The 25,067-nt window shown below is 72.6% G+C and carries 25 protein-coding genes; 11 read left to right on the forward strand and 14 right to left on the reverse strand.

Annotated features, from left to right (window positions below):
• Positions 1-3: 3 nt before the first annotated feature.
• Together AC1UE5_RS14000 and AC1UE5_RS14005 are read left to right on the forward strand one after the other, a co-directional pair.
• Positions 4-936 carry a 2-deoxy-5-keto-D-gluconate 6-phosphate aldolase domain-containing protein gene (locus tag AC1UE5_RS14000; RefSeq protein ID WP_482924418.1) on the forward strand — a complete coding sequence of 311 codons (933 nt, stop codon included), beginning with the start codon at positions 4-6 and terminating at the stop codon, positions 934-936.
• Positions 933-1,136 carry a hypothetical protein gene (locus AC1UE5_RS14005; RefSeq protein ID WP_482924420.1) on the forward strand — a complete coding sequence of 68 codons (204 nt, stop codon included), beginning with the start codon at positions 933-935 and terminating at the stop codon, positions 1,134-1,136. The genes AC1UE5_RS14000 and AC1UE5_RS14005 overlap by 4 nt, the downstream gene beginning before the upstream one ends.
• 20 nt (positions 1,137-1,156) lie before the next feature.
• On the opposite strand, the gene AC1UE5_RS14010 is transcribed toward AC1UE5_RS14005, so the two are convergent.
• On the reverse strand, positions 1,157-1,405 hold the full coding sequence (locus tag AC1UE5_RS14010; RefSeq protein ID WP_482924422.1) for a hypothetical protein: 249 nt from the start codon (positions 1,403-1,405) through the stop codon (positions 1,157-1,159).
• 78 nt (positions 1,406-1,483) lie between these two features.
• On the opposite strand from AC1UE5_RS14010, the gene AC1UE5_RS14015 reads away from it, so the two are divergent.
• Both AC1UE5_RS14015 and AC1UE5_RS14020 read left to right on the forward strand, forming a co-directional pair.
• Positions 1,484-2,425 (forward strand): hypothetical protein, encoded by a 942-nt coding sequence (locus AC1UE5_RS14015; protein ID WP_482924424.1) that lies wholly within the window; start codon positions 1,484-1,486, stop codon positions 2,423-2,425.
• Between the two features lie 76 nt (positions 2,426-2,501).
• Positions 2,502-2,627 carry a hypothetical protein gene (locus AC1UE5_RS14020; protein WP_482924426.1) on the forward strand — a complete coding sequence of 42 codons (126 nt, stop codon included), beginning with the start codon at positions 2,502-2,504 and terminating at the stop codon, positions 2,625-2,627.
• Positions 2,628-2,905: 278 nt separating this feature from the next.
• On the opposite strand, the gene AC1UE5_RS14025 is transcribed toward AC1UE5_RS14020, so the two are convergent.
• Positions 2,906-3,136 (reverse strand): hypothetical protein, encoded by a 231-nt coding sequence (locus AC1UE5_RS14025; RefSeq protein WP_482924428.1) that lies wholly within the window; start codon positions 3,134-3,136, stop codon positions 2,906-2,908.
• Positions 3,137-3,243: 107 nt separating this feature from the next.
• On the opposite strand from AC1UE5_RS14025, the gene AC1UE5_RS14030 reads away from it, so the two are divergent.
• Positions 3,244-3,906 carry a hypothetical protein gene (locus AC1UE5_RS14030; RefSeq protein ID WP_482924430.1) on the forward strand — a complete coding sequence of 221 codons (663 nt, stop codon included), beginning with the start codon at positions 3,244-3,246 and terminating at the stop codon, positions 3,904-3,906.
• Between the two features lie 21 nt (positions 3,907-3,927).
• Here the strand turns inward: AC1UE5_RS14030 and AC1UE5_RS14035 are convergent, their stop codons facing one another.
• From AC1UE5_RS14035 to AC1UE5_RS14070, 8 genes are all read right to left on the reverse strand, one after another.
• On the reverse strand, positions 3,928-4,530 hold the full coding sequence (locus AC1UE5_RS14035; protein WP_482924432.1) for a TetR/AcrR family transcriptional regulator: 603 nt from the start codon (positions 4,528-4,530) through the stop codon (positions 3,928-3,930).
• 4 nt (positions 4,531-4,534) lie between these two features.
• A complete protein-coding gene (locus tag AC1UE5_RS14040) occupies positions 4,535-5,815 on the reverse strand; it encodes an ABC transporter substrate-binding protein (RefSeq protein ID WP_482924434.1) in 1,281 nt (426 codons plus the stop codon).
• 42 nt (positions 5,816-5,857) lie between these two features.
• Positions 5,858-6,955, reverse strand: coding sequence for a branched-chain amino acid ABC transporter permease (locus AC1UE5_RS14045; protein WP_482924436.1), 1,098 nt, complete (start codon positions 6,953-6,955; stop codon positions 5,858-5,860).
• A complete protein-coding gene (locus AC1UE5_RS14050) occupies positions 6,955-7,851 on the reverse strand; it encodes a branched-chain amino acid ABC transporter permease (protein ID WP_482924438.1) in 897 nt (298 codons plus the stop codon). The genes AC1UE5_RS14045 and AC1UE5_RS14050 overlap by 1 nt, the downstream gene beginning before the upstream one ends.
• The gene (locus tag AC1UE5_RS14055) at positions 7,848-9,584 is read right to left on the reverse strand and encodes an AMP-dependent synthetase/ligase (protein ID WP_482924440.1); all 1,737 of its coding nucleotides are present in this window, start codon (positions 9,582-9,584) and stop codon (positions 7,848-7,850) included. Before AC1UE5_RS14055 ends, AC1UE5_RS14050 begins: the two co-directional genes overlap by 4 nt.
• A complete protein-coding gene (locus tag AC1UE5_RS14060; protein ID WP_482924442.1) occupies positions 9,581-10,348 on the reverse strand; it encodes an ABC transporter ATP-binding protein in 768 nt (255 codons plus the stop codon). Before AC1UE5_RS14060 ends, AC1UE5_RS14055 begins: the two co-directional genes overlap by 4 nt.
• Positions 10,336-11,124: an ABC transporter ATP-binding protein gene (locus tag AC1UE5_RS14065; RefSeq protein WP_482925046.1), complete on the reverse strand. Its 789-nt coding sequence runs from the start codon at positions 11,122-11,124 to the stop codon at positions 10,336-10,338. The genes AC1UE5_RS14060 and AC1UE5_RS14065 overlap by 13 nt, the downstream gene beginning before the upstream one ends.
• Positions 11,125-11,313: 189 nt before the next feature.
• Entirely contained in the window at positions 11,314-11,670 is a 357-nt protein-coding gene (locus AC1UE5_RS14070) for a TraR/DksA family transcriptional regulator (protein WP_482924444.1), read from the reverse strand.
• A gap of 114 nt (positions 11,671-11,784) precedes the next feature.
• Between AC1UE5_RS14070 and AC1UE5_RS14075 the strand changes: the two genes are divergently transcribed.
• The 3 genes from AC1UE5_RS14075 (at position 11,785) to AC1UE5_RS14085 (ending at position 18,078) form a co-directional block, all read left to right on the forward strand.
• Positions 11,785-14,922 (forward strand): glucan 1,4-alpha-glucosidase, encoded by a 3,138-nt coding sequence (locus AC1UE5_RS14075; RefSeq protein WP_482924446.1) that lies wholly within the window; start codon positions 11,785-11,787, stop codon positions 14,920-14,922.
• Between the two features lie 104 nt (positions 14,923-15,026).
• Positions 15,027-17,306, forward strand: coding sequence for an endopeptidase La (gene lon / locus AC1UE5_RS14080; RefSeq protein WP_482924448.1), 2,280 nt, complete (start codon positions 15,027-15,029; stop codon positions 17,304-17,306).
• 70 nt (positions 17,307-17,376) lie between these two features.
• Positions 17,377-18,078, forward strand: coding sequence for a hypothetical protein (locus AC1UE5_RS14085; protein ID WP_482924450.1), 702 nt, complete (start codon positions 17,377-17,379; stop codon positions 18,076-18,078).
• Here the strand turns inward: AC1UE5_RS14085 and AC1UE5_RS14090 are convergent.
• Entirely contained in the window at positions 18,075-18,776 is a 702-nt protein-coding gene (locus tag AC1UE5_RS14090) for a lysophospholipid acyltransferase family protein (RefSeq protein WP_482924452.1), read from the reverse strand. The genes AC1UE5_RS14085 and AC1UE5_RS14090 overlap by 4 nt on opposite strands.
• Before the next feature lie 107 nt (positions 18,777-18,883).
• Between AC1UE5_RS14090 and AC1UE5_RS14095 the strand changes: the two genes are divergently transcribed.
• On the forward strand, positions 18,884-20,617 hold the full coding sequence (locus AC1UE5_RS14095) for an FAD-binding oxidoreductase (RefSeq protein WP_482924454.1): 1,734 nt from the start codon (positions 18,884-18,886) through the stop codon (positions 20,615-20,617).
• 8 nt (positions 20,618-20,625) lie between these two features.
• Positions 20,626-21,432 carry a lysyl oxidase family protein gene (locus tag AC1UE5_RS14100; RefSeq protein ID WP_482924456.1) on the forward strand — a complete coding sequence of 269 codons (807 nt, stop codon included), beginning with the start codon at positions 20,626-20,628 and terminating at the stop codon, positions 21,430-21,432.
• Here the strand turns inward: AC1UE5_RS14100 and AC1UE5_RS14105 are convergent.
• The 3 genes from AC1UE5_RS14105 to AC1UE5_RS14115 are packed head-to-tail and all read right to left on the reverse strand — an operon-like array spanning position 21,384 to position 24,387.
• Positions 21,384-21,875 (reverse strand): DsbA family protein, encoded by a 492-nt coding sequence (locus AC1UE5_RS14105; protein ID WP_482924458.1) that lies wholly within the window; start codon positions 21,873-21,875, stop codon positions 21,384-21,386. The two genes, AC1UE5_RS14100 and AC1UE5_RS14105, sit on opposite strands and share 49 nt — an antisense overlap.
• Positions 21,872-23,452 (reverse strand): Na+/H+ antiporter, encoded by a 1,581-nt coding sequence (locus AC1UE5_RS14110; RefSeq protein ID WP_482924460.1) that lies wholly within the window; start codon positions 23,450-23,452, stop codon positions 21,872-21,874. The genes AC1UE5_RS14105 and AC1UE5_RS14110 overlap by 4 nt, the downstream gene beginning before the upstream one ends.
• A complete protein-coding gene (locus AC1UE5_RS14115) occupies positions 23,431-24,387 on the reverse strand; it encodes a COX15/CtaA family protein (RefSeq protein ID WP_482924462.1) in 957 nt (318 codons plus the stop codon). The genes AC1UE5_RS14110 and AC1UE5_RS14115 overlap by 22 nt, the downstream gene beginning before the upstream one ends.
• 74 nt (positions 24,388-24,461) lie before the next feature.
• On the opposite strand from AC1UE5_RS14115, the gene AC1UE5_RS14120 reads away from it, so the two are divergent.
• A complete protein-coding gene (locus AC1UE5_RS14120; RefSeq protein WP_482924464.1) occupies positions 24,462-25,010 on the forward strand; it encodes a hypothetical protein in 549 nt (182 codons plus the stop codon).
• Positions 25,011-25,067: the final 57 nt, after the last annotated feature.

The following is a 25,067-nucleotide window of genomic DNA, read 5'->3' on the forward strand; positions in this document are numbered from 1 at the left end:
CCCATGCCCCTCGGTCACACCCATCCCGTCTTCTTCCTGGCCTTCGACCACCGCGGCGTCTTCGCGCGCTCGGTGCTCGACGTCGAGGGCGAGCCCACGCCCGAGCAGGAGGCGGTCATCCGCGCGTGCAAGTCGCTGATCTTCAGCGGCGTCCAGCGCGCGGCGGAGATCGGCGGCGTCACGCCCGGGCAGCTCGGCGTGCTCGTCGACGAGCTGTACGGCGCCGACGTCGCGCGCGGCGCGCTCGACGCGGGGATCGTCGTGACGATGCCGGTCGAGAAGCCCGACCAGGCGGTCTTCGACTTCGCGTACGGCGACGCGTGGCGCGAGCACGTCGAGGCGTTCGAGCCCGACTTCGCGAAGGTGCTCGTCCGCTACAACGTCGACGGCGATCGGGCCGGCAACCTCGTCCAGGCCGAGCGCCTGCGCGAGCTGTCGCAGTGGCTGCGCCGCTCCGGCCGCCGGTTCCTGTTCGAGCTCCTCATCCCCCCGACCGAGGCGCAGCTCGCGGCGGCCGGCGGCGACACCGTGCGGTTCGAGCTCCAGCAGCGGCCCGACCTCATCACCCGTGCGATCGCCGAGCTGCAGGAGGCCGACGTCGAGCCCGACATCTGGAAGCTCGAGGGCATCGACGCGGTGAGCGACGCGCGCGCGATCGTCGAGCAGGCCCGCACCGGCGAGGGCCGGGACGACGTCGGCCTCACCATCCTCGGCGCCGGCGCCGGACAGGAGCGCGTCGACCACTGGCTGCGCACCGCGGCCGGCGTCGACGGGTTCGTCGGCTTCGCGATCGGCCGCTCGATCTGGCGCGACGCGCTGCGCGACCGGCTCGCGGGGAAGATCAGCGGGGAGGAGGCGGCGGACCACATCGCACGCGCCTACCTGCGGTTCGTCGAGGTGTACCGGGAGGCCGCGCGGGTAGCCCCGCCCGCATGACCCACCACGACCGCGGCGCGGACCGCGTCGGCCACGGCGAGGCCTCGCTGGGCGACGCGCAGGCCGCGAACCCGCCTGACGACCCCGAGATGCTCACGCCCGATGCGGGCGAGCTCGACACGGACGTCGAGTACCAGGGGGAAGGGACGCCGCCACCCGCAGAGCGCGGCAACGAGGACCCGGCGCCCAACGCGCCCTGACCCGCCGCCCCGGCTGCCGATCAGTCGGGTGCGGCGCGGACCAGCCGGACCTCGCGGTGGCCGCCCGCCAGCGGACGCCGCCAGGGGCCCTCGCCCTCCGGCTCGTCCGCGAAGTCGAGCAGCAGCGCGGCCAACCGCCGCGCGTCGCGCTCGGACTGCGGTGGCGACGCGTAGCTCGTCCCGCCGCGACGCGCCAGGCTCGCGGCCAGCCGATCCTCGACCTCCACGACGTACTGGGGTCCGAGCGTCAGTTCGAGCTGCCTGTCCACGGCGCACATGATGTCAGTCACCTGACCGCCGACCGCAGCACCGCGTGCAGCGGCCGGTTGCCACAGGAGATGAATTTGATGAAGAAGAGCACGATCCTGCTCGTCATCGCCGCTTTGGCGGCGATCCTGGCCCTCCCCGCGGGCGCGAGCGCGAAGACGAACGTCCGCGTCGGCATCGGCGATCAGCAGGCCGGGATGTTCGATCAACCCAACTTCCAGGCGCTGAAGGTCAAGCGCGTCCGGTACTTCATCCGCTGGGACGCGATCACCAAGCCGGGTGACCTTGCCGCCGCCGACCACTACGTCGCGTCCGCGCGTCGCCGCGGCGTGTCGGTGCTGATGCACATCTCGAGCGACAACCTGGTGCGCAAGAAGGCGAAGCTGCCGAACCTCAGCACGTACCGGTCGCGCGTCACGAAGCTCATCAAGCGCTACCGCGCCAAGGGCGTGAAGGAGTGGGGTGCCCGCAACGAGGCCAACCACGACTCGCAGGCGACGTACCGGTCGCCCAAGCGCGCCGCCGACGAGTTCAAGATCGTCCGCCGCGCGTGCAAGGGCTGCACCATCGTCGCGCTCGACATCCTCGACCAGGACGGGGCCGAGAGCTACGTCCGCCGCTTCTACAAGGCGCTCGGCTCGTACGCGCGCTACGCGAAGATCGTCGGCATCCACAACTACTCCGACGTCAACCGCCGCCGCACGAGCGGCACGCGGTCGATCATCCGCGAGGTCAAGAAGCGCGATCGCGTCCGGACGCAGTTCTGGCTGACCGAGACCGGCGGCGTCGTGAACTTCGGGCGCTCGTTCCCCTACAACCAGTCGCGCGCCGCGTCGCGCCTGAAGTACCTGTTCTCGACGGTGAAGGGCTCCCTGCGCCGGGACGTCAAGCGCCTCTACGTCTACAACTGGACCGGCGCCGAGCGCGGCGCGCGGTTCGACGCCGGCCTGACGAACCCCGACGGCACGCCGCGCCCGGCGTACGCGGTGTTCAAGTCGCAGATCCGCGGCTTCCTGCGCTAGCCGTCACGCACGTCCGCGGCGCGCGGCGGGGCGACAGCGCCTTGCCGCCCGTCCGCGGATCGTGCGCAGGTCCGGGGTGAACGCCGTGCCGCGGCTGCGCGCCGCCCTGCCCGCCCTGGTGGCCCTCGTGGCCGCCTTCGCCCTCGCGCTCCCGCCGCCGGTGACGACCTCGCTCGGGCCCGCGGAGGCGCCGTCGTGCTGAGCTACGTCCCGCGCGACAACGTCGACCTGTCGCCGTGGGGCAAGCCCGCCGACGCGCGCGTGCTCGACGGGCACATCGAGGAGATCACGCCGGCCGGCGCGGTGGTGTGGAGCTGGAGCTCGGCCGACCACCTCGCGCTCGCCGAGTCCGCGGCGTGGATCCCGAACCTCCAGCCGGGGCCGACCGCCGACGGCGGCACCGCCTACCGCGCCGACCCCGTCGTCGGCGCGCTCAGCGCAGCGGACCTCCGCGCGGCGATGGACGTCCGCTTTCCCGCGCTAGCGCGTCCCGGCGTCGGGCCCGGCGGCGATGCCGCCGCGCGCCTCCTCGACCGCACGCCCGTCCCCACCCGAGCCGTCCCCACCACCCGCCTCGTACGGGATCGTCGTCCCGGGAGCGGTCACGGCGGGCGCGTCGGAGCCGCTGATCGGGTCGACGTCGTCGCCGCACCCGGCGGCTCCGGCGGCGAGGGCGATGGCGGCGAGCGCGACAGGGACAGGGAGGCGCATGCGGCGCACCCTACCCGCCGGTCGCACCGCGCGCCCGCGCCCGCCCGCGCGTGGACGTTCGGTGAAGATCCGGCGGCCGTAACTCACGCGCGCGTCATGGTGCGCAGGTGACGCTGCGCTTGCGGTTCACGTCCCTCCTCCTGGCGGCCGGTCCGCTCGCGCTGCTCCTCGTGTTCGTGGTGCTGCGCGACGCGCCGCCCTCGTGGGGCTGCGGTGAGGGCGAGACGGATCCGGCCCTCATCGACCGCTACACCGCGGGCCTGCCGTGGGTCGCGGCGTTCGCCGCCGCGACCGCGCTTGCCGTCCTCGTCGAGGCGCTTCGGCAGACCGAGGATCCGGCCGCCTGGCGGGTCCGCGTCGCCACCGCGGTCGTCGCCGTGGCCGCCGGCCTGGCCGCCGGCGTGGGCGCGAACCGCCTCGTCGGGCACGCCGCGACGTTCGTCGTCGCCGGCCTCCTCGTCGCGGTCGGCACACGGGCGCTCCTCGCGCGGCTGTCAGGCCGCCGCGTCACGCCGGTGGCCGTCGCCGCCTTCGCGCCGATCGCCGCCGCGCTCGCGCTTCCCGTCGCCGCGGTGGTCGTCGCCGCCTCCGTGCTCACGCTGCCCGTGTGGCCGGCCCTGCTCGTCGCCGGCGCCGTCCTGCTCTGGCCGTGGGTCGACCAGGCCCGCCCGGCGGACGTCGCCGGCATCGCCGCGCTGCACGGCGCCGTGCTCCTCCCCGCCGCGATCCTCGCGGTCGACTGGCAGGGCCATGGCCCGCTCATGTGCTGAGCGTCGGTCCTGCTCCACGCGCTAGAGCGGCGCGCTCGTCCCGAGGATCCACAGGCCGGTGAGTGTCTTCACCAGCCGCTCGAACCGCTCGCCCTCCGCGGGGCGGTCGCGGACGACGAACTCCAGGCACGCCATCCACTCGATCATCGCCGCGAGCGCCTCGGCGGTCACCGGGACGTCGACGTCCTGGCGGACCTCGCCGCGCCGGCGCCAGCGCTCGAGGTCGCGGCCGATGCGCTCGATGAACTCCTCGCGGAGCTTGAGCCAGTGCTGCTCCACGTCGCGGTGGCCACCGAACGCCTCCAGCTCCGCCCGCCACATCCCCCTGCGACGCGAGAACGCCTCCAGGTACCGCCGCGTCGCCAGCTCCACCAGGTCCGCCCGCGAGTCGGGCAGGATCGGCGGCCGCGCCTCCCGCCGGAGGACCTCCCCGAGCTCGACCATCAGCTCGTGGAAGACCTCCTCCTTGTTGCGGAAGTAGAGGTAGAACGTCCCCCGCGCCGTCCCGGCCCGCTCGACGATGTCCGCCACCGTCGTCGCGCGGTACCCGCGGTCGGAGAAGGCCGCGCGGGCCGCGTCCAGCAGCAGCTGCCGCGTGTCCGCTGCCCGCGCGCTAGCCGTCATGGCACTACAGCTCCGCCTTCTCGAACTGGAACTCCTTGGCGAACTCCGACTCGTACTGGTACTCGAGCCGGCCGAGCCCGAACGGCTTCTCCGGGTCCACCTCGAAGATGGTGGACTTGCGCGGCGGGTTGCGCTCCTCCGCGCTGTTGCCGTACTGGTAGTCGTCGGTCAGGCCCTCGAACGAGACCGTCCCCAGCTGGGCGGCGGCCTTCGAGATGCCCTCGTGCGACAGGTCGCCCATCTCGACGGCCTTCTCCAGCACCGCCTCCATCGCGCGGCCCTGGTTGTAGCCGAACGCGAAGTAGTAGTCGGGCTGCTGCTTCGGGCGCAGCTCCTGGACGTTCTTGACCATCTCGGCCATGCCGGGGACGGACTCGTCGCCCCACTCGGTGCCCTCGGCGCTGATCCACGTCGTCTGCTTGAGGTACTCGGCGAGCGGCGACTTGCCGAGCTCGTCGATCCACGCCGGCGACTGACCGATCCAGCGCGGCGCGAACTTCAGCTGCGCGGCGGTGCCCCAGATGGTGCCCGCGTCGGTCGGGGTCGCGACGAGGAAGACCGCGTCGCACTGCGCCTTCTTGAGCCGCTGCACCTGGCCGGCGACGTCCTTCGTGCCGACGCGGAACTTCTGCGTCTCCGTCACCTGGAAGCCGAGCTTCTCGGCCGCGAAGTCGACGCCCTGCTGGCCCGCCTCGCCGTACACGTCGTCCTGGATGAAGGAGCAGATCTTCTTGCCCTTGCCGTCCGCCTTGTTGACGTAGTAGTCGAGCGCGTTGATCGCCTGGATCTGGTACGGCCCGCCGACCGGCAGCAGCTGCGGCTCACGCACCCAGAACGCGTCCAGCGACGCGGGCGCCGCGAGGATCTTGTCCCGGTTGAGCTGCGGCAGGAGCGCGAGCGTCGGCGCCGTGCCCAGCACCTGCGTGAACGCCGCGACGTCGCTCTTGAGCCGGTTGTACTGCTGGACCGTGCGGTCCGGCTCGTACTGCGTGTCGGCCTGCTCGATCTCGACCTTGTACTTGCCGGCGATGCCGCCCTTCTTGTTGACCGCCTCGAAGTAGACCTCGTTGCCGGCGGTCAGCGGCTCGCCGATCACCGCGACCGGCCCGGTCAGCGGCGTCAGGACGCCCAGCTTGATCGTCGTCCCGTCGAACCCGACGGTCTTCTTCGGCTCGCCCCCGCCGGCGCTGTCACCGCCGCCGGAATCCTCTTCCTGTCCACACGCCGCACCCGTCAAAGCGAGTGCCGCAGCCGCCGCAGCGGCGACCAGACCCTTCCTCCGCATGACCCCTCCTCAGAGATCGCTTTACCTGCTCCCAGCTCTTCGTCAGTACGAGAACGGCCACGCCTTGAAGTACGCCTTCACGCGCAGCCAGATCGCCGCGAGCCCGCGGGGCTCGAGGATCAGGAAGAGCACGATCAGGACGCCGAACACGGCCTCGTTGAACGACGCGACGGAGATGAAGCCGCTGTCCGAGGCGCTCGACTGCACGCCCGGGATCGACTCCGAGTACTCCTCGATGATCGCCGGCAGCCCGCCCAGGAACAGCGCCCCGAGGATCGAGCCGAACACCGTGCCGATCCCGCCCACGATGATGATCGCGATGTACTGGATCGACAGGAACAGCGTGAACTGCTCCGGGCTCACGAACTGCTGGTACGAGCCGTACAGCGCGCCGCCCATCGCCGCCAGCGCGCTCGAGAGCGCGAACGCCCACACCTTGTAGGTCCCGAGCCGCACCCCGATCACCTCGGCCGCCACGTCGCGGTCGCGCACCGCCTGCAGCGCCCGGCCAGGGCGCGTGCGCACGATGTTCTTGACGAGCAGCGCGACGAGCGCCACCAGCGCCCAGATCACCCAGAACCACGCCTGGTTGGGCGACCAGATCGTCCCCATGATCTCCGCGTCGGCGATGTCGTAGATGCCGACGTTGGTGGGCGCGTTGATCGACGTGCCGGAGTTGCCGCCGGTGACACTCGTCATGTTGCGGAACAGGTGCTCCCCGAGGAACACCAGCCCGAGCGTCACGATCGCCAGGTAGTTCCCGCGCAGGCGCAGCGCGAACGGCCCGATCAGCGCCCCGACCACCCCGCCGAAGATCGCCGCCGCGAGCAGCCACAGCGGCAGCGGCAACTCCAGCTCACCGCCGACCTTGGCCGCGACGTACGCGCCGCAGCCGAGGAAGAACGCCTGCCCGAGCGAGACCTGGCCGGTGTAGCCCGTCAGCAGGTTGAGCCCGATCGCGCCGATCGCGGCGATGCCCGCGTAGTTGAGGATCGACAGCCAGAAGTCGCCGGAGATCATCTGCGGCAGCAGGAGCCAGGCGACGACGAGCAGCAGCAGCCCGACCTTCGCCGAGCGCGAGCCGAACAGCCGCAGCTCGTCCTCGTACTTGCGCGTCATCGCGTGGTGCGGCTTGGCCATCAGACGCGCCTCACTTCGGGAGTGCCGAACAGGCCGTAGGGCCTGACGAGCAGGATCAGGATCATCACGACGTACGGCGCCACGCCGGAGAAGCCGTCGCCCAGCCACGGCGCGACGTCGTCCTGGTAGCCCGCCACGAGCGCCTGCGTCAGCCCGATGATCAGGCCGCCGAGCACCGCGCCAAGCGGCGAGTCCAGCCCGCCGACGATCATCGCCGGGAACGCGAGCAGCGCCACCGTGCCGATGCCCGGCGTCACCGCCGCCGCGCCCGCCGCGAGCGTCACGCCCGCCAGCGCCGCGAGCGCGCCCGCGATCGCCCAGGACATCGCGAACACCTTCCGCGCGCTGATGCCCTGTGCCAGCGCCGCCTCCTGGTCGAACGCGGTCGCGCGCATCGCCACGCCCCAGTCGGTGAAGCGGAAGAACGCGAAGAACCCCGCGAGGACGAAGCCCGCGATGCCCAGCGTCCACAGGTCGCGGACCGACATCGTCACGCCGCTGACGTCGACCGTCTCGACGCCCCACGGGTCGTTGAGGTTCAGCGCGTCGAAGCCCCAGATGGCCGTGATGACCTGGTCGATGATGAACAGCAGGCCGATCGTGATCATGATCACCGCGAACACGGGCTGGCCGACCATCCGGCGCAGCACGAGCGCCTCGATCGCGGCGCCCACCAGCGCGGTCCCGACCGCGCCGCCGATGACCGCGATCCAGAACGGCAGCTCGGCGCTGTTGACGAGCGCGTAGGTCAGGTACGTGCCGAGCGCCAGCAGCGCGCCCTGCGCGAAGTTGATGACCCCGGTCGCCTTGTAGATGATCACGAAGCCGAGCGCGACGAGCGCGTAGCGCGCGCCCAGCGCCAGCCCCGCGAACGCGATCTGGAGGAACTCGGTCATGCGTAGAGCGCCTCGATCTCGTCCGCGAACTGCCGCTCGATGGCCGAGCGTTTGACCTTCAGCGTCGCGGTCAGCTCGCCGTCCTCGTGGTCGAGCTCCTTCTCCAGCAGCGCGAACCGCTTGATCGTCTCCACCTGCGCCAGCTCCCGGTTGGCCTCGTCGACCACGCCCGCGATCAGCTCCCGCACCTCGGGCTTGGAGCTGAGGTCGCCGTAGGTCGTGAACGGGATCGAGCGCCGCGTCGCCCAATCGCCGACGGTGTCGGCCTCGATGCCGATCAGCGCGACGAGGTGCTTGCGGCGATCGCCGACGACGATCGCCTCGCGCACGTAGGGCGAGACCTTCAGGCGGTTCTCGATCTCCGACGGCGAGACGTTCTTGCCGCCGGCGGTGATGATGATGTCCTTCTTGCGGTCGGTGATCGTGAGGAACCCGTCCGCGTCGAGCACGCCGATGTCGCCGGTGTGCAGCCACCCGTCGGCGTCGACCGTCTCGGCCGTCGCCTCGGGGTTCTTGAAGTAGCCCTTGAAGACGCCGCCGGAGCGCGTGAGGATCTCGCCGTCCTCGGCGATCCGCAGCTCGACGCCCGGGCACGCGCGCCCGACCGTCCCGATCCGCACGTCGTCGGGCGGGGTGAACGTGCACACCGCGGTGTTCTCCGTCTGGCCGTACCCCTCGCGGACCGGCACGCCGAGCGCCGCGAAGTACTCGAGCACCTGCGGGGCGATCGGCGCCGCTCCCGACACCGCGTTGCGGCACCGGCTCAGCCCGAGCTTGTCGCGCAGCGGCCGCAGGATCAGCGACGCGAGCGGGTTGCGCTTGCCCAGCGCCCACCGGTACGCCGCCCGCTTGGCCCGCGACGCGTCGGCCATCCGGATCTCGACGCCGGCCATCATCTTCTCCCACACGCGCGGGACGCCGAGGAAGAACGTCGGCTGCACGTCGCGCAGGTCCTGCACGAACGACTCGCCGCCCTCGCCGAAGTTCACGACGTAGCCGACCGCGGTGGCGTCGATGACGCTGAACAGCCGCTCGGCGATGTGGCAGAGCGGCAGGTACGAGAGCACCTCGTCGTCGGGGCCGACGTCGTAGATCTGCACGAAGGCCTCGCCCGCCGCGACGAGGTTGGCGTGGGTGATCATCGCGCCCTTCGGCGGACCGGTCGTGCCCGACGTGTAGACGATGATCGCGGTCGCCTGGGGGTCGAGCTGCGCGACGCGCTCGTCCCACTCGCGCCGCTCGCGCTTCGCGCCCAGCTCCTCCAGCTCGGCGAACGTCATGATCGACGGGTCGCTGCCCAGGCCGCGCACGTTGCGCGGGTCGACGACGACGATGCGCTTCAGGTTCGGCAGCTGCGCCCGCACCTCCAGCGCCTTGTCGAGCTGCTCCTCGTCCTCGGCGATCAGCACGACCGCCTCGGAGTGGCCGAGCAGGTACTCGACCTCCGCCGCGGGGCTGGTCGGGTAGATGCCGGTGACGACCGCGCCGATGCCCTGCGCGCCGAGGTCGGCGAGCACCCACTCGGGCCGGTTCTCGGAGTGGATCGCGATCGTGTCGCCGCTGCTCACCCCGAGCTCCAGCAGGCCGAGCCCGACGCGCGCGGCGCGATCCGCGTACTCGCCCCAGGTCGTCTCGCGCCAGACGCCGCGGTGCTTCTCGCGCAGCGCGGTGGCGTTCGGCCGCGCGCCCGCGTGGTGCAGGAGCTGGGCGGGGAGCGTTCCCGTGGCCGTCATGCCGGGGTGCCTCCCAGGTACGCCTCGATGACCTTCGGGTTGGCCTGGATCTCCGCGGGCGTCCCGGTCGCGATGGGCTTGCCGAAGTCGAGCGCCATGACGCGGTCGGCGAGGTCCATCACGAGGTGCATCTCGTGCTCGACGAGGATCATCGCGATGCCCAGCTGCTCCTGCGCCTCGAGGATGTAGCGGGCCATGTCCTCGGTCTCCTCGAGGTTCATGCCGGCGACCGGCTCGTCGAGCAGCAGCACCTTCGGCTCCATCGCCAGCGCGCGCCCCAGCTCCAGCCGCTTCTGGATGCCGTAGGGGAGCAGGCCCGCGTGGGTGTGGCGGTGCGCCTCCAGCTCCAGCAGCTCGATGACCTCCTCGACCTTCGCGCGGTGCTCGATCTCCTCGCGCTTGGCCCGGCCCCACCAGACGGCGCCGGACAGGAAGCCCGTCTTCATCAGGTGGTGGCGGCCGAGCATGAGGTTGTCGACGACGCTGAGGTTCGTGAAGAGCCCCAGGTTCTGGAACGTCCGCGCGATGCCGAGCTGCGCGATCTTCGACGGTGAGTGCTGGGCGAGGTCCTCGCCGTCGAGCGTGATGCGGCCCTGCTGCGGGCGGTAGACGCCGTTCAGGCAGTTGAAGATCGACGTCTTGCCCGCGCCGTTGGGGCCGATGACCGCGAAGAGCTCGCGCTCGCGCACCTCGAAGCTGACGCCGTCCAGCGCCCGCACGCCGCCGAAGCGGAGCGTCACGTCCTCGACCGTCAGGAGGCCCACTTCTTGCGCCTCCGGTAGGACTTGACGTCGCGGAACGAGCGGCGCTCCTCGCCACCTCCGCCGAGGTAGAACTCCTGGATGTCCTGGTCGGCGAGCAGGTCGGCCGCCGCGCCCTCCTTGACGACCCGGCCGGTCTCCATCACGTAGCCGCGCTGGGCGATCGAGAGCGCCATCGTCGCGTTCTGCTCGACGAGCAGCACGCTCGTGCCCTGGGCGTTGATGTCGACGACGAGGTCGCGGATCTGCTCGACCAGCCGCGGGGCGAGGCCCAGCGACGGCTCGTCGAGCAGCAGCAGCCGCGGCGAGGCCATCATCGCCCGGCCCATCGCGAGCATCTGCTGCTCGCCGCCGGACAGGTAGCCGGCGATCGACCGCCGCCGCTCCTTCAGCACCGGGAACAGGTCGAGCACCCGATCGTGCGTCTCCTTCGCGTCGCTGCTGCGCCGGCGCGTGAACCCGCCGGCGCGCAGGTTCTCGTCGACGGTCAGCTCCTGGAAGATCCGGCGACCCTCCATGACCTGCGCGATGCCCCGGCGCACGACGGTCGCGGCGTCGAGGCCGCTGACCTTGCCGCCCTCGAACTCGACGCGCCCCTTCGTGACCTTGCCGCGGTGGACGCTCAGCAGGCCGGTGATGGCGCGCAGCAGCGTCGTCTTGCCGGCGCCGTTGGCACCGAGCAGCGCGACCACCTGGCCCTGCGGCACCTCCATGGAGACGCCACGAAGCACCAGGGCGATGTCGTTGTAGACCACCTCGACGTTGCGGACAGCCAGGATCGCCCCAGCCGTCCGCTCGGTCGGGACAGACCGAACGGCTTCCAAACCCTCTCCCTCCTCCTCGTGCCGGACGTTACACGACAACTGACACAAGTGTCAGTCAGCCGCGCAACACATCGGCGATGCGTTGCGCGCGCCCGCGTAAGGGAGGCCCTCGGGGGCTCGCTGTTCCGCGTTGGCGCGTTTCCGCTAGCGGCGGGGAAGCGGGCAGCTCGCGCAGACCGTGCTCTCCGGGTAGCGCGCGAGCCGGCGCGGATCGATGGCACCGCCGCAGGCGTCGCACGTGCCGTAGGTGCCCTCGTCGAGCTTGGCCAGCGCACGGTCGACCTTCTCGAGGCGGGCCTCGAGCTGCGTGCCGACGCCGATCGTGTTGAGCCGGTCTATGGCCTCGCTCGTCCCGTCGCCGATGCGCTTGCCGAACGAGAGGTTCGCGCCGCGCTCCGGGCGCGCGGTGAAGCGGCCCAGGCGGCGCTCGATCTCCTCCTTGTGGGCACGGAGCGCGCGCTCCGCCGCGGCGAGGTCGACGGGGTCGGGCGAGGACGTCATCCCGCCGTCCTACCCACCGGACCACTTTGTTTTGTTGCGAACGAAGTCGGGCGCTGGTAGCCCTTGCGCCAGTCGGCCGCGGCGGGACGCGGCCACGGGTCAGGGGGAGAGCGCATGAGGCGTGCAGGTCTGGTCGCCGTGCTCGCGGCGGTCGCGACAGCCATCTCGAGCGGGGCCGCGCAGGCCGCCACCGCACCCGGCGCGCCGGGCGCGCCGTCGACGTGGACGACCGGCGCCAAGCAGGGGTTCGGGACGTCGGCGAACACGCGCTCGCACGTCTGGCACACGCTCGCCGAGGGCGTCATGACCGAGGCGTACTTCCCGCAGGTCGACGTCGCCAACGTGCGCGACCTGCGGCTGCTCGTGACCGACGGGCGCACGTTCGTCGACGACGAGCGCACCGCGACGACGCACGCGATCGAGCTGCTCGACGACCGCGCGCTCGTCTACCGCCAGGTCAACACCGCGAAGTCCAAGCGGTACCGGATCGAGAAGACCTACGTCACCGACCCCTCCCGCCACACGATCCTCATGCGCGTCCGGCTCCGGTCGCTCGACGGCCGCAGGTACCGCGTGTTCGCCCGCTTCGACCCGTCGCTCGCCAACACCGGCACGAACGACACGGGCGCCAGCGCGGGCGGCGGCTTCACCGTCCGCGAAGGCGAGATCGCGGCGGCGCTGCGCGCGAGCGAGGGCTTCGCGCGCCGCTCGACCGGGTACGCGGGCAGCGCCAGCGACGGCCTGGAGGACCTCCGCGACGACTTCGACCTCGACGGCGCCTGGACCGACGCGCCCGACGGCAACGTCGTGCAGACCGGCGAGCTGGAGCTCGGCCGCGACGGCACGACGACGCTCGCGCTCGGCTTCGGCGAGACGACCGCCGCGGCGGACCGCACCGCGCGCGACTCCCTGCGGCTCCCGTTCGCCGCCCGTGCCGTGCTGTACGCCGCCGGCTGGCACGGCTACCTGCGCACGCTCGACCGCTCGCGCCACCTGCGCGGCCAGCTCGCGACGCAGTGGAACGTCGCGCTGATGACGCTCCGCGCCCACGAGGACAAGATCGCCCGCGGCGCCAACGTCGCGTCGCTGACTGTGCCGTGGGGCGAGGCGCAGAACGCCGACAACCCCGGCGTCGGCGGCTACCACCTCGTCTGGTCGCGCGATCTCTACCAGGTCGCCACCGCGCTGATCGCGGCCGGCGACGAGGCGGGCGCCGAGCGCGCGCTCGACTACCTCTTCGACGTCCAGCAGCGACCCGACGGCTCGTTCCCGCAGAACTCGTACCTGGACGGCCGCCCGTACTGGCCGAGCCTCCAGCTCGACGAGGTCGCGTTCCCGATCGTGCTCGCGTGGCAGCTCGGCCGCGACGACGCCGAGACGTGGCGCGACCACGTCAAGAAGGCCGCCGACTTCCTCGTCGCGCGCGGCCCGTCCACGCCGCAGGAGCGGTGGGAGGAGGAGGGCGGCTTCTCGCCGTCCACCATCGCCGCCGAGATCGCCGGCCTCGTGACGGCCGCGGACATCGCGCGCGCCAACGGCGACACCGCGTCGGCGGTGCTGTACGAGGGCGTCGCCGACGACTGGCAGCGGCGGGTCGAGTCGTGGACGTTCACGACGACCGGCCCCCTCGGCGACGGCCGCTACTTCGAGCGCATCGACGGCAGCGGCAACCCGGACGACGACGCGCGCCTGGACATCAACAACGGCGGCGGGAACTGGGCCGAGCGCGAGATCGTCGACGCCGGCTTCCTCGAGCTCGTGCGCCTGGGCGTCAAGCGGTTCGACGACCCGGAGGTGCTCGCGTCGCTGCCGGAGATCGACAGCACGATCGCGGTCGACACGCCGAACGGGCGCATGTTCTACCGCTACAACCACGACGGCTACGGCGAGAAGGCCGACGGCGCCCCGTACGACGGGACCGGCGTCGGGCGGCTGTGGCCGCTGCTGACCGGCGAGCGCGGCGAGTACGAGCTGGCCGCGGGCCGGGCCGCCGACGAGCACCTGCGCACGATGGCCCGGAGCGCCAACGCGGGCTACCTGATCCCCGAGCAGGTGTGGGACCGCGCCGACACGCTCGGCGGGCGGTTCGCGTTCGGCGAGGGCACCGGCAGCGCGACGCCGCTGGCGTGGTCGATGGCGCAGTACGCGCGGCTCGCGGCGGGCATCCAGGCCCGGCGGGTCGTCGAGCAGCCCGCCGTCGTCGCGCAGCGGTACGCGGCGGGCGACCTGCCGGCCGCGCCGTCGCTGACGGTCACCGGACCGGCCGACGGCTCCACCACCGACGCGGGGACCGTGGACGTGACGGGCACGACCGACGGCACGCGCGTCGTGGTGAACGCGGGCGGGCGGAGCGTGGAGGCCACGCCCGGACCGGGCGGCGCGTTCTCCGTCCCGGTCGAGCTGACCCTCGGGCCCAACCAGATCACGGTCGTGGCGGTCGGCGCCGACGGCGGCACCGCGGCCGAGCAGCTGACGGTCACCTCGACCGACTTCGGCACGCCGGTCGGCGCGATCGACGACCCGGCGGGCGACGACCACGGGCCCGGCAGCTACGTGTATCCCGCGTCCGACGCGTTCAACCCGGGCGCGTTCGACCTGACCCGGTTCGCGGTCTACGAGGACGGCGATCGGCTCAACCTCGTCACGACCATCGCAGGCGAGGTCCGCAACCCGTGGGGCGGCAACCAGATCGCGGTGCAGCGCCTCAACGTCTACGTCACGCCGGGCGGCGCGTCCGGGCCGCCGCGCGCGGCGCTCCCGGGCGTGAACGCGCAGCTCGAGGCGCCGTGGTCGCACGTCGTCGTCGGCGACGGGTTCGAAGGCTCCGGCGTCTTCACGGAGGCCGGCGGTGCGTCGACCGGGAGCGTGTCCCTCCTCGCGCTCCCGGTCACGCGCCAGATCGCGATGTCGATCCCACGCAGCGCGCTCGGCAGCACCGATCCGGCGACCGCGCGGTACGCCGTGACGATGCTCTCGCACGCCGCCGGCGACGAGGGCGTGGGGCTCGTACGGCCGGTCTACTCGCGGGCGTACTGGGACTCGACGGCCGGGACCGGCATGAGCTGGATCCACGACTTCCGCTTCGGCGGCGGGGCGGGCGAGTACGACGGCGCGCTCGCGTCGCGCGACACCGACACACGCGACCCGAACGCGATCGACGTGACGCTCCCGCCGGGCGCGTCCCAGGCCGCCGTCCTGGATTGGACGGCCGGGGCGCCGGTCACGATCCCGTTCGCGCTTCTGCAACACTGACGTCAAGCAAACCTCAGTCGGCCGCGCTGAGATTCGTGGTGGCGGCCGACTGAGATGTGCGCTACTCTTGCACGCGCAACCTTCTACCCCCTCAAAGGTTCCGCATGCATCAGACGCTTCTGCTCGTACCCCTCGACGACACCGTCGTCTTCCCCACGATGGACGTGACCCTTCCCGTGGACGTCGCGGGCGAGGAGCGTGTCCTCCTCGTCCCCCGCCACGAGAACGAGTTCGCCGCCGTCGGCACCATCGCCGACGTCACCGACACGGTCCGCCTCCCCGGCGGCGCGCGCGGCGCGCAGCTGGAGGGCGTGGCGCGCGGCGTCATCGTCGGCGCCGCCCAGACCGATCCGCGCGGGCGCCTGCGCGTCACGGTCGAGGAGATCGCGGACGAGGTGCCGGCCAACGGCCGCACCCGCGAGCTCGAGACCGACTACCGCGCCGTCATCGAGGAGATCCTCGAGCTGCGCGGCGACGACGGCCGCGTCGCGCAGTTCCTCCGCGCGATCACCGACCCGGGCCCGCTCGCGGACAGCTCCGGCTACTCCCCCGACCTGACGTTCGAGCAGAAGGTGCGCCTGCTCGAGACGACCGACGTGACCGAGCGCCTCGCGCTGGCCGTCGAGTACCAGCGCGAGCGCCTGACGCAGATGCAGGTGCGGCGCAAGATCCGCGACGACGTCGAGTCCGGCGCCCAGAAGCAGCAGCGCGAGTACTTCCTGCGCAAGCAGATGGAGTCGATCCGCCGCGAGCTGGGCGAGGACGAGGGCTCGGCCTCCGACGAGTACCGCCGCAAGATCGCCGAGTCCGGCATGCCGGAGCACGTGCGCGAGCAGGCCGAGCGCGAGGTCGCCCGGCTGGAGCGCAGCGGCGACGGCAACGAGGGCCAGATGATCCGGACGTACCTCGACTGGCTCGTGGCCGTGCCGTGGTCGGAGCGCTCCGAGGAGGTGCTGGACCCGGTCAAGGCGCGCGAGGTGCTCGACGCCGACCACGCGGGCCTCGACGACGTCAAGGAGCGGATCGTCGAGTACATCGCGATCAAGAAGCTCCGGGAGGAGCGCGGGATCGAGGCCGACAAGAAGGCCGGCGCGATCCTCACGCTGATCGGCCCGCCCGGCACCGGCAAGACGTCCATCGGCGAGTCGATCGCCCGCGCGACCGGCCGCGAGTTCGTGCGCATGTCGCTCGGCGGCGTCCGCGACGAGGCGGAGATCCGCGGCCACCGGCGCACGTACATCGGCGCGCTCCCGGGCCGCCTGATCCGCGCGCTGCGCGACGCGAAGACGATGAACCCGGTGATCATGCTCGACGAGGTCGACAAGGTCGGCGCCGACTGGCGCGGCGACCCGTCGTCGGCCCTGCTCGAGGTGCTCGACCCGGCGCAGAACCACAGCTTCCGCGACCACTACCTCGACGTCGAGATCGACCTGTCCGAGGTGATGTTCATCGCCACTGCGAACATGGCCGAGACGATCCCCGGGCCGCTGCTGGACCGCATGGAGGTCATCCGCTTCGACGGCTACACGGTGCAGGAGAAGACCGCCATCGCGCGGGACTACCTGCTCCCCCGCCAGCGCGAGCGCAACGGCCTGCTTGAGAGCGAGGTGTCCGTCGACGACGCGACGCTGAGCACGCTCATCAGCGAGTACACGCGCGAGGCCGGCGTCCGCAACCTCGAGCGCGAGATCGGCAAGGTGCTCCGCAAGGTGGCGACGAAGGTCGCGTCCGCGACGGTGACGCCGCCGGTGACGGTGGACGTCGACACGCTGCGCGAGGCGCTCGGCCGCCAGAAGTTCTTCCAGGAGGCCGCCATCCGCACCGCGGTGCCGGGCGTCGCGACGGGCCTGGCGTACACGCCGGTCGGCGGCGACGTGCTCTTCATCGAGGCCAACCGCGCGAAGGGCAAGGGCGGCCTGGTGCTGACCGGCCAGCTCGGCGACGTGATGAAGGAGTCCGCGCGCATCGCCCTCACCTACGTGCGGGCACACGCGGGTGAGCTGGGCATCGACGAGGACGCGTTCGAGGACCGCGAGTTCCACGTGCACGTCCCCGCAGGCGCGATCCCGAAGGACGGCCCGAGCGCCGGCGTGACGATGACGACCGCGATGGCGTCGCTGCTGTCCGGCCGCCCGGTCAAGCACACCGTGGGCATGACCGGCGAGGTCACGCTGCAGGGCCGCGTGCTCCCGATCGGCGGGCTCAAGCAGAAGGTCCTGGCCGCGCACGCCGCCGGCCTGACGGACGTGATCATCCCCGAGCGCAACCGCGGTGACCTGGACGACGTCCCGGCCGAGGTGCGCGAGCAGATGACGTTCCACCCCGTCATGACCGTCGGCGAGGTGCTCGACATCGCGCTCGAGCCCGCCGCCGTCAAGGTCTGACGCAGGCTCCCGCCGGGTCGCGGACGACACAAAGTCCGCGACCCGGCACCGCGCCACGGGTTGCAGGGGCATGCCCCGCACCGCCGCTGTCTCCCTCGCCGCCGCCGCGGCGCTCCTCGCGGCGCTCATCGCGGCGCCCGCCGCGTCCGCCGACGGCCCGTGTCCCCGCGTGGCCCCAGCGCCGCCGCCGGTGGCCGGCGTGGAGGGGTACGTGTTCATCGCCCAGCACTGCCCCGACGGCGTCGACCCCAACGACCCGGCCCGCTTCACCGTCACGATCGACTACGGCGACGGCACGACCGGCCCCGGCCTACTCCACGCCACGACGATGATCGTCGGAGGTCAGCACCGCTACGCCAAGCCGGGGACCTACGCCGTGACGGCGGTCGTCCGCGACCAGCGGACGGGTGCGGAGACGCGGTACCCGCGCGAGCTGGTGATCGACGCGCCGTACACCCAGCTGGAGCGGCCGCCGCTGCGCTTCACCGTCGACCACCTGGGCTTCAACCAGACGCTGGTGGCGTTCGAGAGCTCCCGCCCGTACGCGGCGGCCGAGCTGCGCGCGACGGTCACGTGGGGCGACGGCACCCGCTCGCGCGGCACCGTGCGCAAGAGCGGCCGGACGTACACCGTCGTGGGCAAGCACCGCTACCGGAGTATGCGCAACCGCACCATCCGCATCACGGTCACCCACAAGAGCGGCGCGAAGGCCGTCTTGACGGCGCAGGCGCTGGTCGGGCGCGTCTTCGACGCCCCGCGCACGCAGCGCTAGCCGCGGACGAGCTCCTGCGCGTCGAAGAAGGCGCGCACCTCGTCGATCGCCTCCCGCCGCGCCTCAGGTGCAGCGGGCCGCACCGGCCGCCCGAACGCGATGCGGATCGGGTGGCGACGCTGCCAGAGCTTGCGCTTCGGCCACACCTGGCCGCGCGGCATCGCGTCGGCGGTGCCGGTGAGGTGGACCGGGACGAGCGGCACGTCGTGCTGCGCGGCGAGCACCGCCGCGCCCGTCCGCAGCCGCGAGTCCTTGGCGCGCGTCCCCTCCGGGTAGACGAGCACGCTCCAGCCGTCGCGCAGGAGCGCGTGTACGTGGTCGAGCTCGCTGGAGCCGCCACCCTCGCGCAGCACCGGCACGGTGGCGAAGAGCGTGGAGACGATCACGGCCTTGTGACGGTCCTTGTAGAAGTAGTCGGCCGCCGCGGCGACGACCGTCCGCCGGCGGCGCTCGTACGGCAGCGCGCAGAGCAGGACGGGCGTGTCGATGTGGCTGTGGTGGTTGGCGACGAAGACCGCCGGGCCCCGCACCGTGCTCAGCCGCTCGAGGCCCTCGACCCGCCGCTCGACGTACCAGGGCAGCAGGATCCGGTGGAAGAGCCCGCCCAGCAGGACACGGCGGGCCAGCCGGCCGAGGGGCGCGCGGGACCAGGTCTCGTCCAGGTCCGCACAGCGCCGTTGATCGTGTTCTCCTCCCACTACGGGGTCAGCAACACCACCGGAGGCGCGCGGTTTCACACGTGGTTGACTTGCTGGCGTGCAAGGCTGGGCCGCGTGACGTGCGACGACGTGAGGGAGACCGCCCGATGCAGGCGATGAAGTGGTGGGGATGGGGCCGCGACGACGTCGCGTTCACCCACGAGGACAAGCCGGAGCTGCGCGGCTTCATCAAGGAGAAGCTCGATCTGGACGTGGCGCACCGGGCCTCCTCGCCGCCCGCGTTCGCCGACATCGACGTCCCGGCGTCGCGCCTGCCCGCCGCGCTGCACGAGGCGCTCACGCAGGCCGTCGGCGCCGAGCAGGTGTCGATCGACGCGCACGACCGCGTCGTCCACGCGCGCGGCAAGTCGCTGCGGGACCTGGTCCGCAGCCGCGCCGCCGACCTCGGCCGCGTGCCGGACGTCGTCGTCCGCCCCGCCGACGAGGCGCAGGTCCGCGCGGTGCTCGACGCCGTGCTGGAGGCCGACGCGGTCCTCATCCCGTTCGGCGGCGGCTCGAACATCTCCGGCTCGCTCGAGGCACCGGAGAGCGAGGAGCGGCCGGTCGTCTCGCTCGACGTCACGCGGCTGGACCGCGTGCTGGAGATCGACCCCACCGCACGGACCGCCCGCGTCCAGGCCGGCGTCTACGGCCCGCACCTGGAGGAGCAGCTCAACGCCCGCGGCTGGACGGCCGGCCACTTCCCCGACTCGTTCACGCACTCGACGCTCGGCGGCTGGATCGCGACGCGGTCGAGCGGCATGCAGTCCGACAAGTACGGCGACATCGCCGACCTCACGCGTGCCGTGCGGGTCGTCTCGCCGGTCGGCACGGTTGCCACGCGCAACGTGCCGTCGACGTCGACCGGCCCGTCGATCCGCGAGATGGTGCTGGGCAGCGAGGGCCGGCTCGGCGTCATCACCGAGGCGACGATCCACGTGCACCGCCTCCCCGAGGAGCGCGTGATCCTCGGCTACCTGCTGCCGGACTGGGCGCGCTCGCTGGCGTGCATGCGCGCGATCGCCGAGAGCGAGGCCGCGCCGTCGGTGACGCGCGTGTCGGACGCGCCGGAGACGCAGTTCTCGTTCGCGACGCAGAAGAAGAAGTCGCCGCTCGACAAGGTCAAGCAGCGCGCGCTGCAGGCGATCCTCGCGCGCAAGGGGATCGACCCGGCGCAGATGTGCCTGTCGTTCATCGGCTACGAGGGCTCGGCCAAGCACGTCGCCGCGCAGAGGAAGGCCGTCGGCAAGATCGTCGCCGCGCACGGCGGGCTGTGCATCGGCGCGTCGCCGGGCGAGCTGTACGACCAGAAGAAGTTCGACACCCCCTACATCCGCGACTTCCTCCTCGACCGCGGCGCGCTTGCCGACGTGTCGGAGACCTCGGCGCCGTGGAGCGCGCTGCCGACCGTCTACGACCGCGTGGTCGCGGCGGGCCAGGGCGCGTTCGCCGAGCTCGGCGTCCGCGGCTACCTGATGTGCCACCTGTCGCACTCGTACCACTCGGGCGCCTGCCTGTACTTCACGTTCGCGGTCGTCGCGAGCGGGACGCGGCCGGAGCTGGAGGAGTACGACACGGTCAAGCGCGCGATCCAGCAGGCGTTCGTCGACCATGGCGCGACGCTCTCGCACCACCACGCGGTCGGCACCGAGCACGCCGCGTGGCTGGAGGAGGACGTGTCCGCGGGCGGCGTGGCGCTGATCGGCGCGCTCTTCGACGGCGTCGACCCGGGCGGCAACCTCAACCCGGGCAAGATCGTGGCGCGCGAGGCCGGGCAGGCGGGAGCGGGTTCCCGTAGGGTCGGCCAGTGGGTCGATCGCGCGGGGTCTACGCCGGGCTGACCGCTGCGATGAGCGCCGCGGCGATCGGTGCCGCGGCGCAGGCCGGTGCGCCGGACCCGGCGCTCCGGCTCCCCGACCTCGTCCAGGAGGCGCCCGCCGACGTGACGGTGTCGGCCGAGGAGGACGGCCGCATCCTGCTCGGCTTCCGCAGCGCCGCGCGCAACGAGGGCGACGGCGCGCTGATGCTCGAGTCGCACCGCGCGTCGCGCAAGGCGGCGGCGATGGTGGCCGACCAGCTCGTCGAGCGCCGGGCGGTGGGCCGCAGGCCGCTGCGTCGCGCCGGTATCGGCGTCACGCGCTTCATCCGCGACGAGGACCACCGCCACTGGCACGTCGAGGGCTTCGAGCGCTACGAGCTCAAGACGCCGGACGGGACGCTCGTCGCGCGCGACCGCAAGACGGGCTTCTGCCTCGGCGACCGGTACGCGATCGCGGCCCGGTTCCAGACGCCCCGCTACGAGCGCGACTGCGGACTCGGCCGGCCGGACCTGCTGCGGGTCCGCGAGGGCATCTCGCCCGGCTTCGGCGACGCGTACGCGGCCTTCCTGGAAGGGCAGTCGATCGACATCACCGGCGTGGCGCCCGGGTCGTACGTGCTCGTGCACACCGTCAACCCGGACGGCCGCCTGCTGGAGGCGCGCCACGACAACAACACCGCCTGTGTCGGCGTGGCGCTGGGGCCGCCGGAGGACCGCGCGTGGGCGGCGCTCCCCGCGCTCAGCACGTTCCCGGCGCCGTGTCCGGGCCCGCCGCCGTCGGCTCAGGCTCAGGCGCCGGCGTCGAGCAGCTCGTCCACGAGCGACTCGACGTCGTAGAAGCCCGCGTACGGCCGGCCGTCGATGAAGAACGCGGGCGTCCCGGTGATGCCCGCGGCCTCGCCAGCGGCGCGGTCCTCGGCGACGCGGGCGGCGATCTCGGGGGAGTCGAGGTCGGCGCGGAAGCGGTCGACGTCGAGGCCCAGCTCGCGCGCGAAGCCGACCAGATGCTCGTCGTCGAGCTCCTTCTGGTGCGCGAACAGGACGTCGTGCATCTCCCAGAACCGTCCCTGCTCCGCCGCCGCCTCGGCCGCGGCGGCGGCGCGCTCGGCGTCGGGGTGGCGCGACGCGATCGGGAAGTGGCGGAAGCGGAGCCGCACGCGGCCGTCGAGCCGCTGCAGGACGCGCGCGACGGCGGGCGCGGCGTCGCGGCAGTACGGGCACTGGAAGTCGCCGAACTCGGTCAGCTCGACGCCGCCGGCGCCGCGGACGTGGTCGGTCATGCCGGCTGCATCCTCCTCTGCAGGCGCGTGACCTCGAGGTCGAGGTCCCGCTGCACCGCGTTCATGAGCGGGGTCGTGATCGCGCCCGCGTTGCGCATCGACACGAGCTGCTCGCTCTCGATCCGCAGCAGCTCCAGTCGCAGCCGCAGCCAGGCGTCGGTGTCGGAGTCGACGTCGGGGACGCCGTCGTGGCACTCGCCCGCGAGCTGGTTCGCGCGCATGGCGTAGAGCGAGCGCGCCCGCTCCAGCGTCGGGGCGTCCACCGTCGCGCTCGGGTCGAACGAGAGCTGGCCGATCCGCTCCAGCGCCGCCTCGATCGTCCGGAAGCGCGCCATCGCCTGGCGGCGCGCGTCTGGCTCGTCCTGCGCGAACTTCATGCGCCGGATCAGCGGCGCGAGCGTGAGGCCCTGGGTGAGCAGCGTGACGCCGATGACGACGATCGTGATGAAGATGATCTCGTCGCGGAACGGGAACGCCTCGCCCGCGTCGGTCGTGAGCGGGATCGAGAGCGCGACCGCGAGCGAGATCGCGCCGCGCATCCCGGCCCAGCCGACGACGAGCCGCTCCTTGCGCGGCAGCGGCGTGCCGCCCGCGACGAGCTCGTCCACCTCCAGGACCGTGAAGTGGTGCACGAGGCGGACGGCCATGACGACGAGCGCGATCAGCACGCCGTCGAGCAGCAGCTGGCCGGCGGGCTCGTCGATCGCGTCGAGGACCTGCGGGAACTGGAGGCCGACGAGCACGAAGAGGAGCGACTCGAGGATGAACGTCAGCACCTCCCAGAAGCCGTAGGCCTGGATGCGCGTGGACGCGTCGGTGATGCCCGGGTCGCGGACGCCGAGGAAGACGCCGCTGACGACGGCGGCGAGGATGCCCGACATCCCGAGCTCCTCCGCCAGGACGTACGCGACGTACGGCGTGAGGAGCGTGACCGTGATCTCGATCAGGGTGTCGTCCAGGCGGCGGCGCAGCTGCGCGACGACCCAGCCGATGGCGAAGCCGAGCAGCGTGCCGGCGCCGGCGACGAGGAGGAGCTCTCCGGCCGCGTCGCCGAACGTGAGCGCGCCGGTCGCGACGGCCGCGATGGCGAGGCGCCACGCGGTGAGCGCGGTGCCGTCGTTGACGAGGTTCTCGCCCTCGATCAGGTTGACCACGCGCTCGGGCGCGCCGAGGCGGCGGAAGATCGCGGTTGCGGCGACGAGGTCGGTCGGCGCGAGCACGGTCGCCAGGACGAACGCGGCACCCCAGCTCATCCCGTCGATCAGCGTGTGGGCGGCGACCGCGACGGCCCCGATCGTCAGGCCGACGAGGACGACGGCGGCGAGGCTGATCGGCCGCCAGTCGCGCGCGAGGAGCTTCGGCGAGGCCTGGTACCCCGCCGCGTGCACGAGCGGCGGGATGAAGACGAGGAAGACGACGTGCGGGTCGAGCTCCAGGTCCGGCAGGCCCGGCAGCGCCCCGAGGCCGAGGCCGCCGAAGACGAGGACGATCGGGTACGGGATCTGCAGCTGCCGCGCCACCCACACGAGGAGGGCGACGCAGGCCAGCAGCAGGATCAGGAACTCGAGGTCGCCCACTGCCGCTGCTGCTCGGGCTCGCCCGCGCGCGGCGCGGGTGCCTCGGCGGGCACCAGCCGCCCGGCGGCGGCGACCGCGAACAGCAGCGCGATCCACGCCGCCGAGGCGACCACGATGTGGACCCACACCAGCCCGGCCGGGAGGTCGAGCGTGTACTGCGCGAAGCCGATGAAGCCCTGCGACGCGACGAGCAGGCAGAGGATCGTCAGCCACCGCATGAGCGCGGGGTCGCCGCCCCGCCTGCGGGCGATCAGCCACGCGCCGACCGCGGCCAGCCCGAGGAGCGTGCCCGTCCGGCCGTGCCAGTGGATCATCGTGTCGAGCGCGAGCCAGTCGAGCCGCTCCACCACCTCGCCGGTGCCGGCGCTGCCGGGGTGCGGGCCGGCGGCGGTCGCGAGCGTGCCCGCGAAGAGCGCGAGGCCGCCGACCGGGATGAGCGCCCGCGTGGCGAGCACGACCTTGCGGTCGTGGACGGGGCGCGTGTCGGGCTCGTGCCGCGCGCGCCAGTAGAGCGCGACGGCGCAGGCGAGGATGACCATCGACAGCAGGAAGTGGGCCATGACGAAGCCCGGCTGGAGCTCGAAGATGACCGTCAGGCCGCCGAGGATCGCCTGCCCGAGGACGCCGAGCGGGAGCAGCGCGGAGAGGATCGTCAGGTCGCGGCGGCGTGGGGTGCGGCGGAAGCTCGCGAAGAACGCGACCAGGCACGGGATGCCGACGATGCCGGTGACCACGCGGTTGCCGAACTCGATCATCGCGTGGGTCTCCAGCGGCGCGACGACGGTCTCGCCGCAGCGCGGCCAGTGCTCACACCCGAGCCCGGAGCCCGTGAGGCGGACCGCCGCGCCGGACAGGACGATCGCGAAGAGCAGGATCAGCGCCGTGAGCGTGATCAGCTCGTACTGGCGCGGCGAGAGCAGGGGGAGACGGCTCATCTGACCCGTGAAGAGTAGGGCGATCGGTAGTCTGGCCCGCTCGTCCGCATCTGCACCCGATTCTGGGAGGTCACATGCTGCCCCCGACGATCGGACGCGTGCTGAGCGCCGCCGGCGCCGTCATCACCGTCCTTGCACTGCTGATGGTCTGGTACCACGTCGACCGACCAGGAGCCACGCCGGACTCCGACTCCACCGGCTGGGACACGTTCACCCGCCTGCGCTGGGTGGTGGTGGGCGGCGCCGCGCTGACGCTCCTCAGCGCCGTGGTCGCGCAGACCCGCCCCGTGCTGATCGCGCGGACGGTGCTCGGCCTGGTCGTCGCCGCGCTGATGTTCCGCCGCATCGTCTCGCCGCCCGACCTCGACGCGAGCCTGGAGCCGCAGCTGGGGCTGTGGATCGGCGTCGGCGGCGCGCTGCTGGTCGCGCTCGGCGGCCTGGTCGACACCGGCCGCAAGGTCGTCGAGACGTACCCCGACTTCCCGCTCTGGCGGCGCCCGGTCGGGGAGCTGCCCTCGGGCGCCGAGCACGAGCCCGCGCGCTTCTCGCGGGAGCCCGCGCCGGACGGCGAGGGCCCGGTCAAGGTCGAGGGCGAGTACGAGGTGCTGCCGCCCAAGCAGTGAGCTGCGGGCGTGTGGCGGGGTGTCGTCGCGCCGACACTCCGCCGCGTCGCGCCTCGT

Source organism: Parviterribacter multiflagellatus, from assembly GCF_056863265.1.

What these genes read in the sequence shown, in the direction of transcription:
- AC1UE5_RS14050 (WP_482924438.1), bottom strand. Translation starts at nt 7,851, where the DNA reads ATGACCGAGTTCCTCCAGATCGCGTTCGCGGGGCTGGCGCTGGGCGCG.
- AC1UE5_RS14025 (WP_482924428.1), bottom strand. Translation starts at nt 3,136, where the DNA reads ATGCGCCTCCCTGTCCCTGTCGCGCTCGCCGCCATCGCCCTCGCCGCC.
- AC1UE5_RS14040 (WP_482924434.1), bottom strand. Translation starts at nt 5,815, where the DNA reads ATGCGGAGGAAGGGTCTGGTCGCCGCTGCGGCGGCTGCGGCACTCGCT.
- AC1UE5_RS14015 (WP_482924424.1), top strand. Translation starts at nt 1,484, where the DNA reads ATGAAGAAGAGCACGATCCTGCTCGTCATCGCCGCTTTGGCGGCGATC.
- AC1UE5_RS14070 (WP_482924444.1), bottom strand. Translation starts at nt 11,670, where the DNA reads ATGACGTCCTCGCCCGACCCCGTCGACCTCGCCGCGGCGGAGCGCGCG.
- AC1UE5_RS14000 (WP_482924418.1), top strand. Translation starts at nt 4, where the DNA reads ATGCCCCTCGGTCACACCCATCCCGTCTTCTTCCTGGCCTTCGACCAC.
- AC1UE5_RS14005 (WP_482924420.1), top strand. Translation starts at nt 933, where the DNA reads ATGACCCACCACGACCGCGGCGCGGACCGCGTCGGCCACGGCGAGGCC.
- AC1UE5_RS14035 (WP_482924432.1), bottom strand. Translation starts at nt 4,530, where the DNA reads ATGACGGCTAGCGCGCGGGCAGCGGACACGCGGCAGCTGCTGCTGGAC.
- AC1UE5_RS14105 (WP_482924458.1), bottom strand. Translation starts at nt 21,875, where the DNA reads ATGACCGACCACGTCCGCGGCGCCGGCGGCGTCGAGCTGACCGAGTTC.
- AC1UE5_RS14055 (WP_482924440.1), bottom strand. Translation starts at nt 9,584, where the DNA reads ATGACGGCCACGGGAACGCTCCCCGCCCAGCTCCTGCACCACGCGGGC.
- AC1UE5_RS14075 (WP_482924446.1), top strand. Translation starts at nt 11,785, where the DNA reads ATGAGGCGTGCAGGTCTGGTCGCCGTGCTCGCGGCGGTCGCGACAGCC.
- AC1UE5_RS14045 (WP_482924436.1), bottom strand. Translation starts at nt 6,955, where the DNA reads ATGGCCAAGCCGCACCACGCGATGACGCGCAAGTACGAGGACGAGCTG.
- lon (WP_482924448.1), top strand. Translation starts at nt 15,027, where the DNA reads ATGCATCAGACGCTTCTGCTCGTACCCCTCGACGACACCGTCGTCTTC.
- AC1UE5_RS14100 (WP_482924456.1), top strand. Translation starts at nt 20,626, where the DNA reads ATGAGCGCCGCGGCGATCGGTGCCGCGGCGCAGGCCGGTGCGCCGGAC.
- AC1UE5_RS14120 (WP_482924464.1), top strand. Translation starts at nt 24,462, where the DNA reads ATGCTGCCCCCGACGATCGGACGCGTGCTGAGCGCCGCCGGCGCCGTC.
- AC1UE5_RS14085 (WP_482924450.1), top strand. Translation starts at nt 17,377, where the DNA reads ATGCCCCGCACCGCCGCTGTCTCCCTCGCCGCCGCCGCGGCGCTCCTC.
- AC1UE5_RS14115 (WP_482924462.1), bottom strand. Translation starts at nt 24,387, where the DNA reads ATGAGCCGTCTCCCCCTGCTCTCGCCGCGCCAGTACGAGCTGATCACG.
- AC1UE5_RS14095 (WP_482924454.1), top strand. Translation starts at nt 18,884, where the DNA reads ATGCAGGCGATGAAGTGGTGGGGATGGGGCCGCGACGACGTCGCGTTC.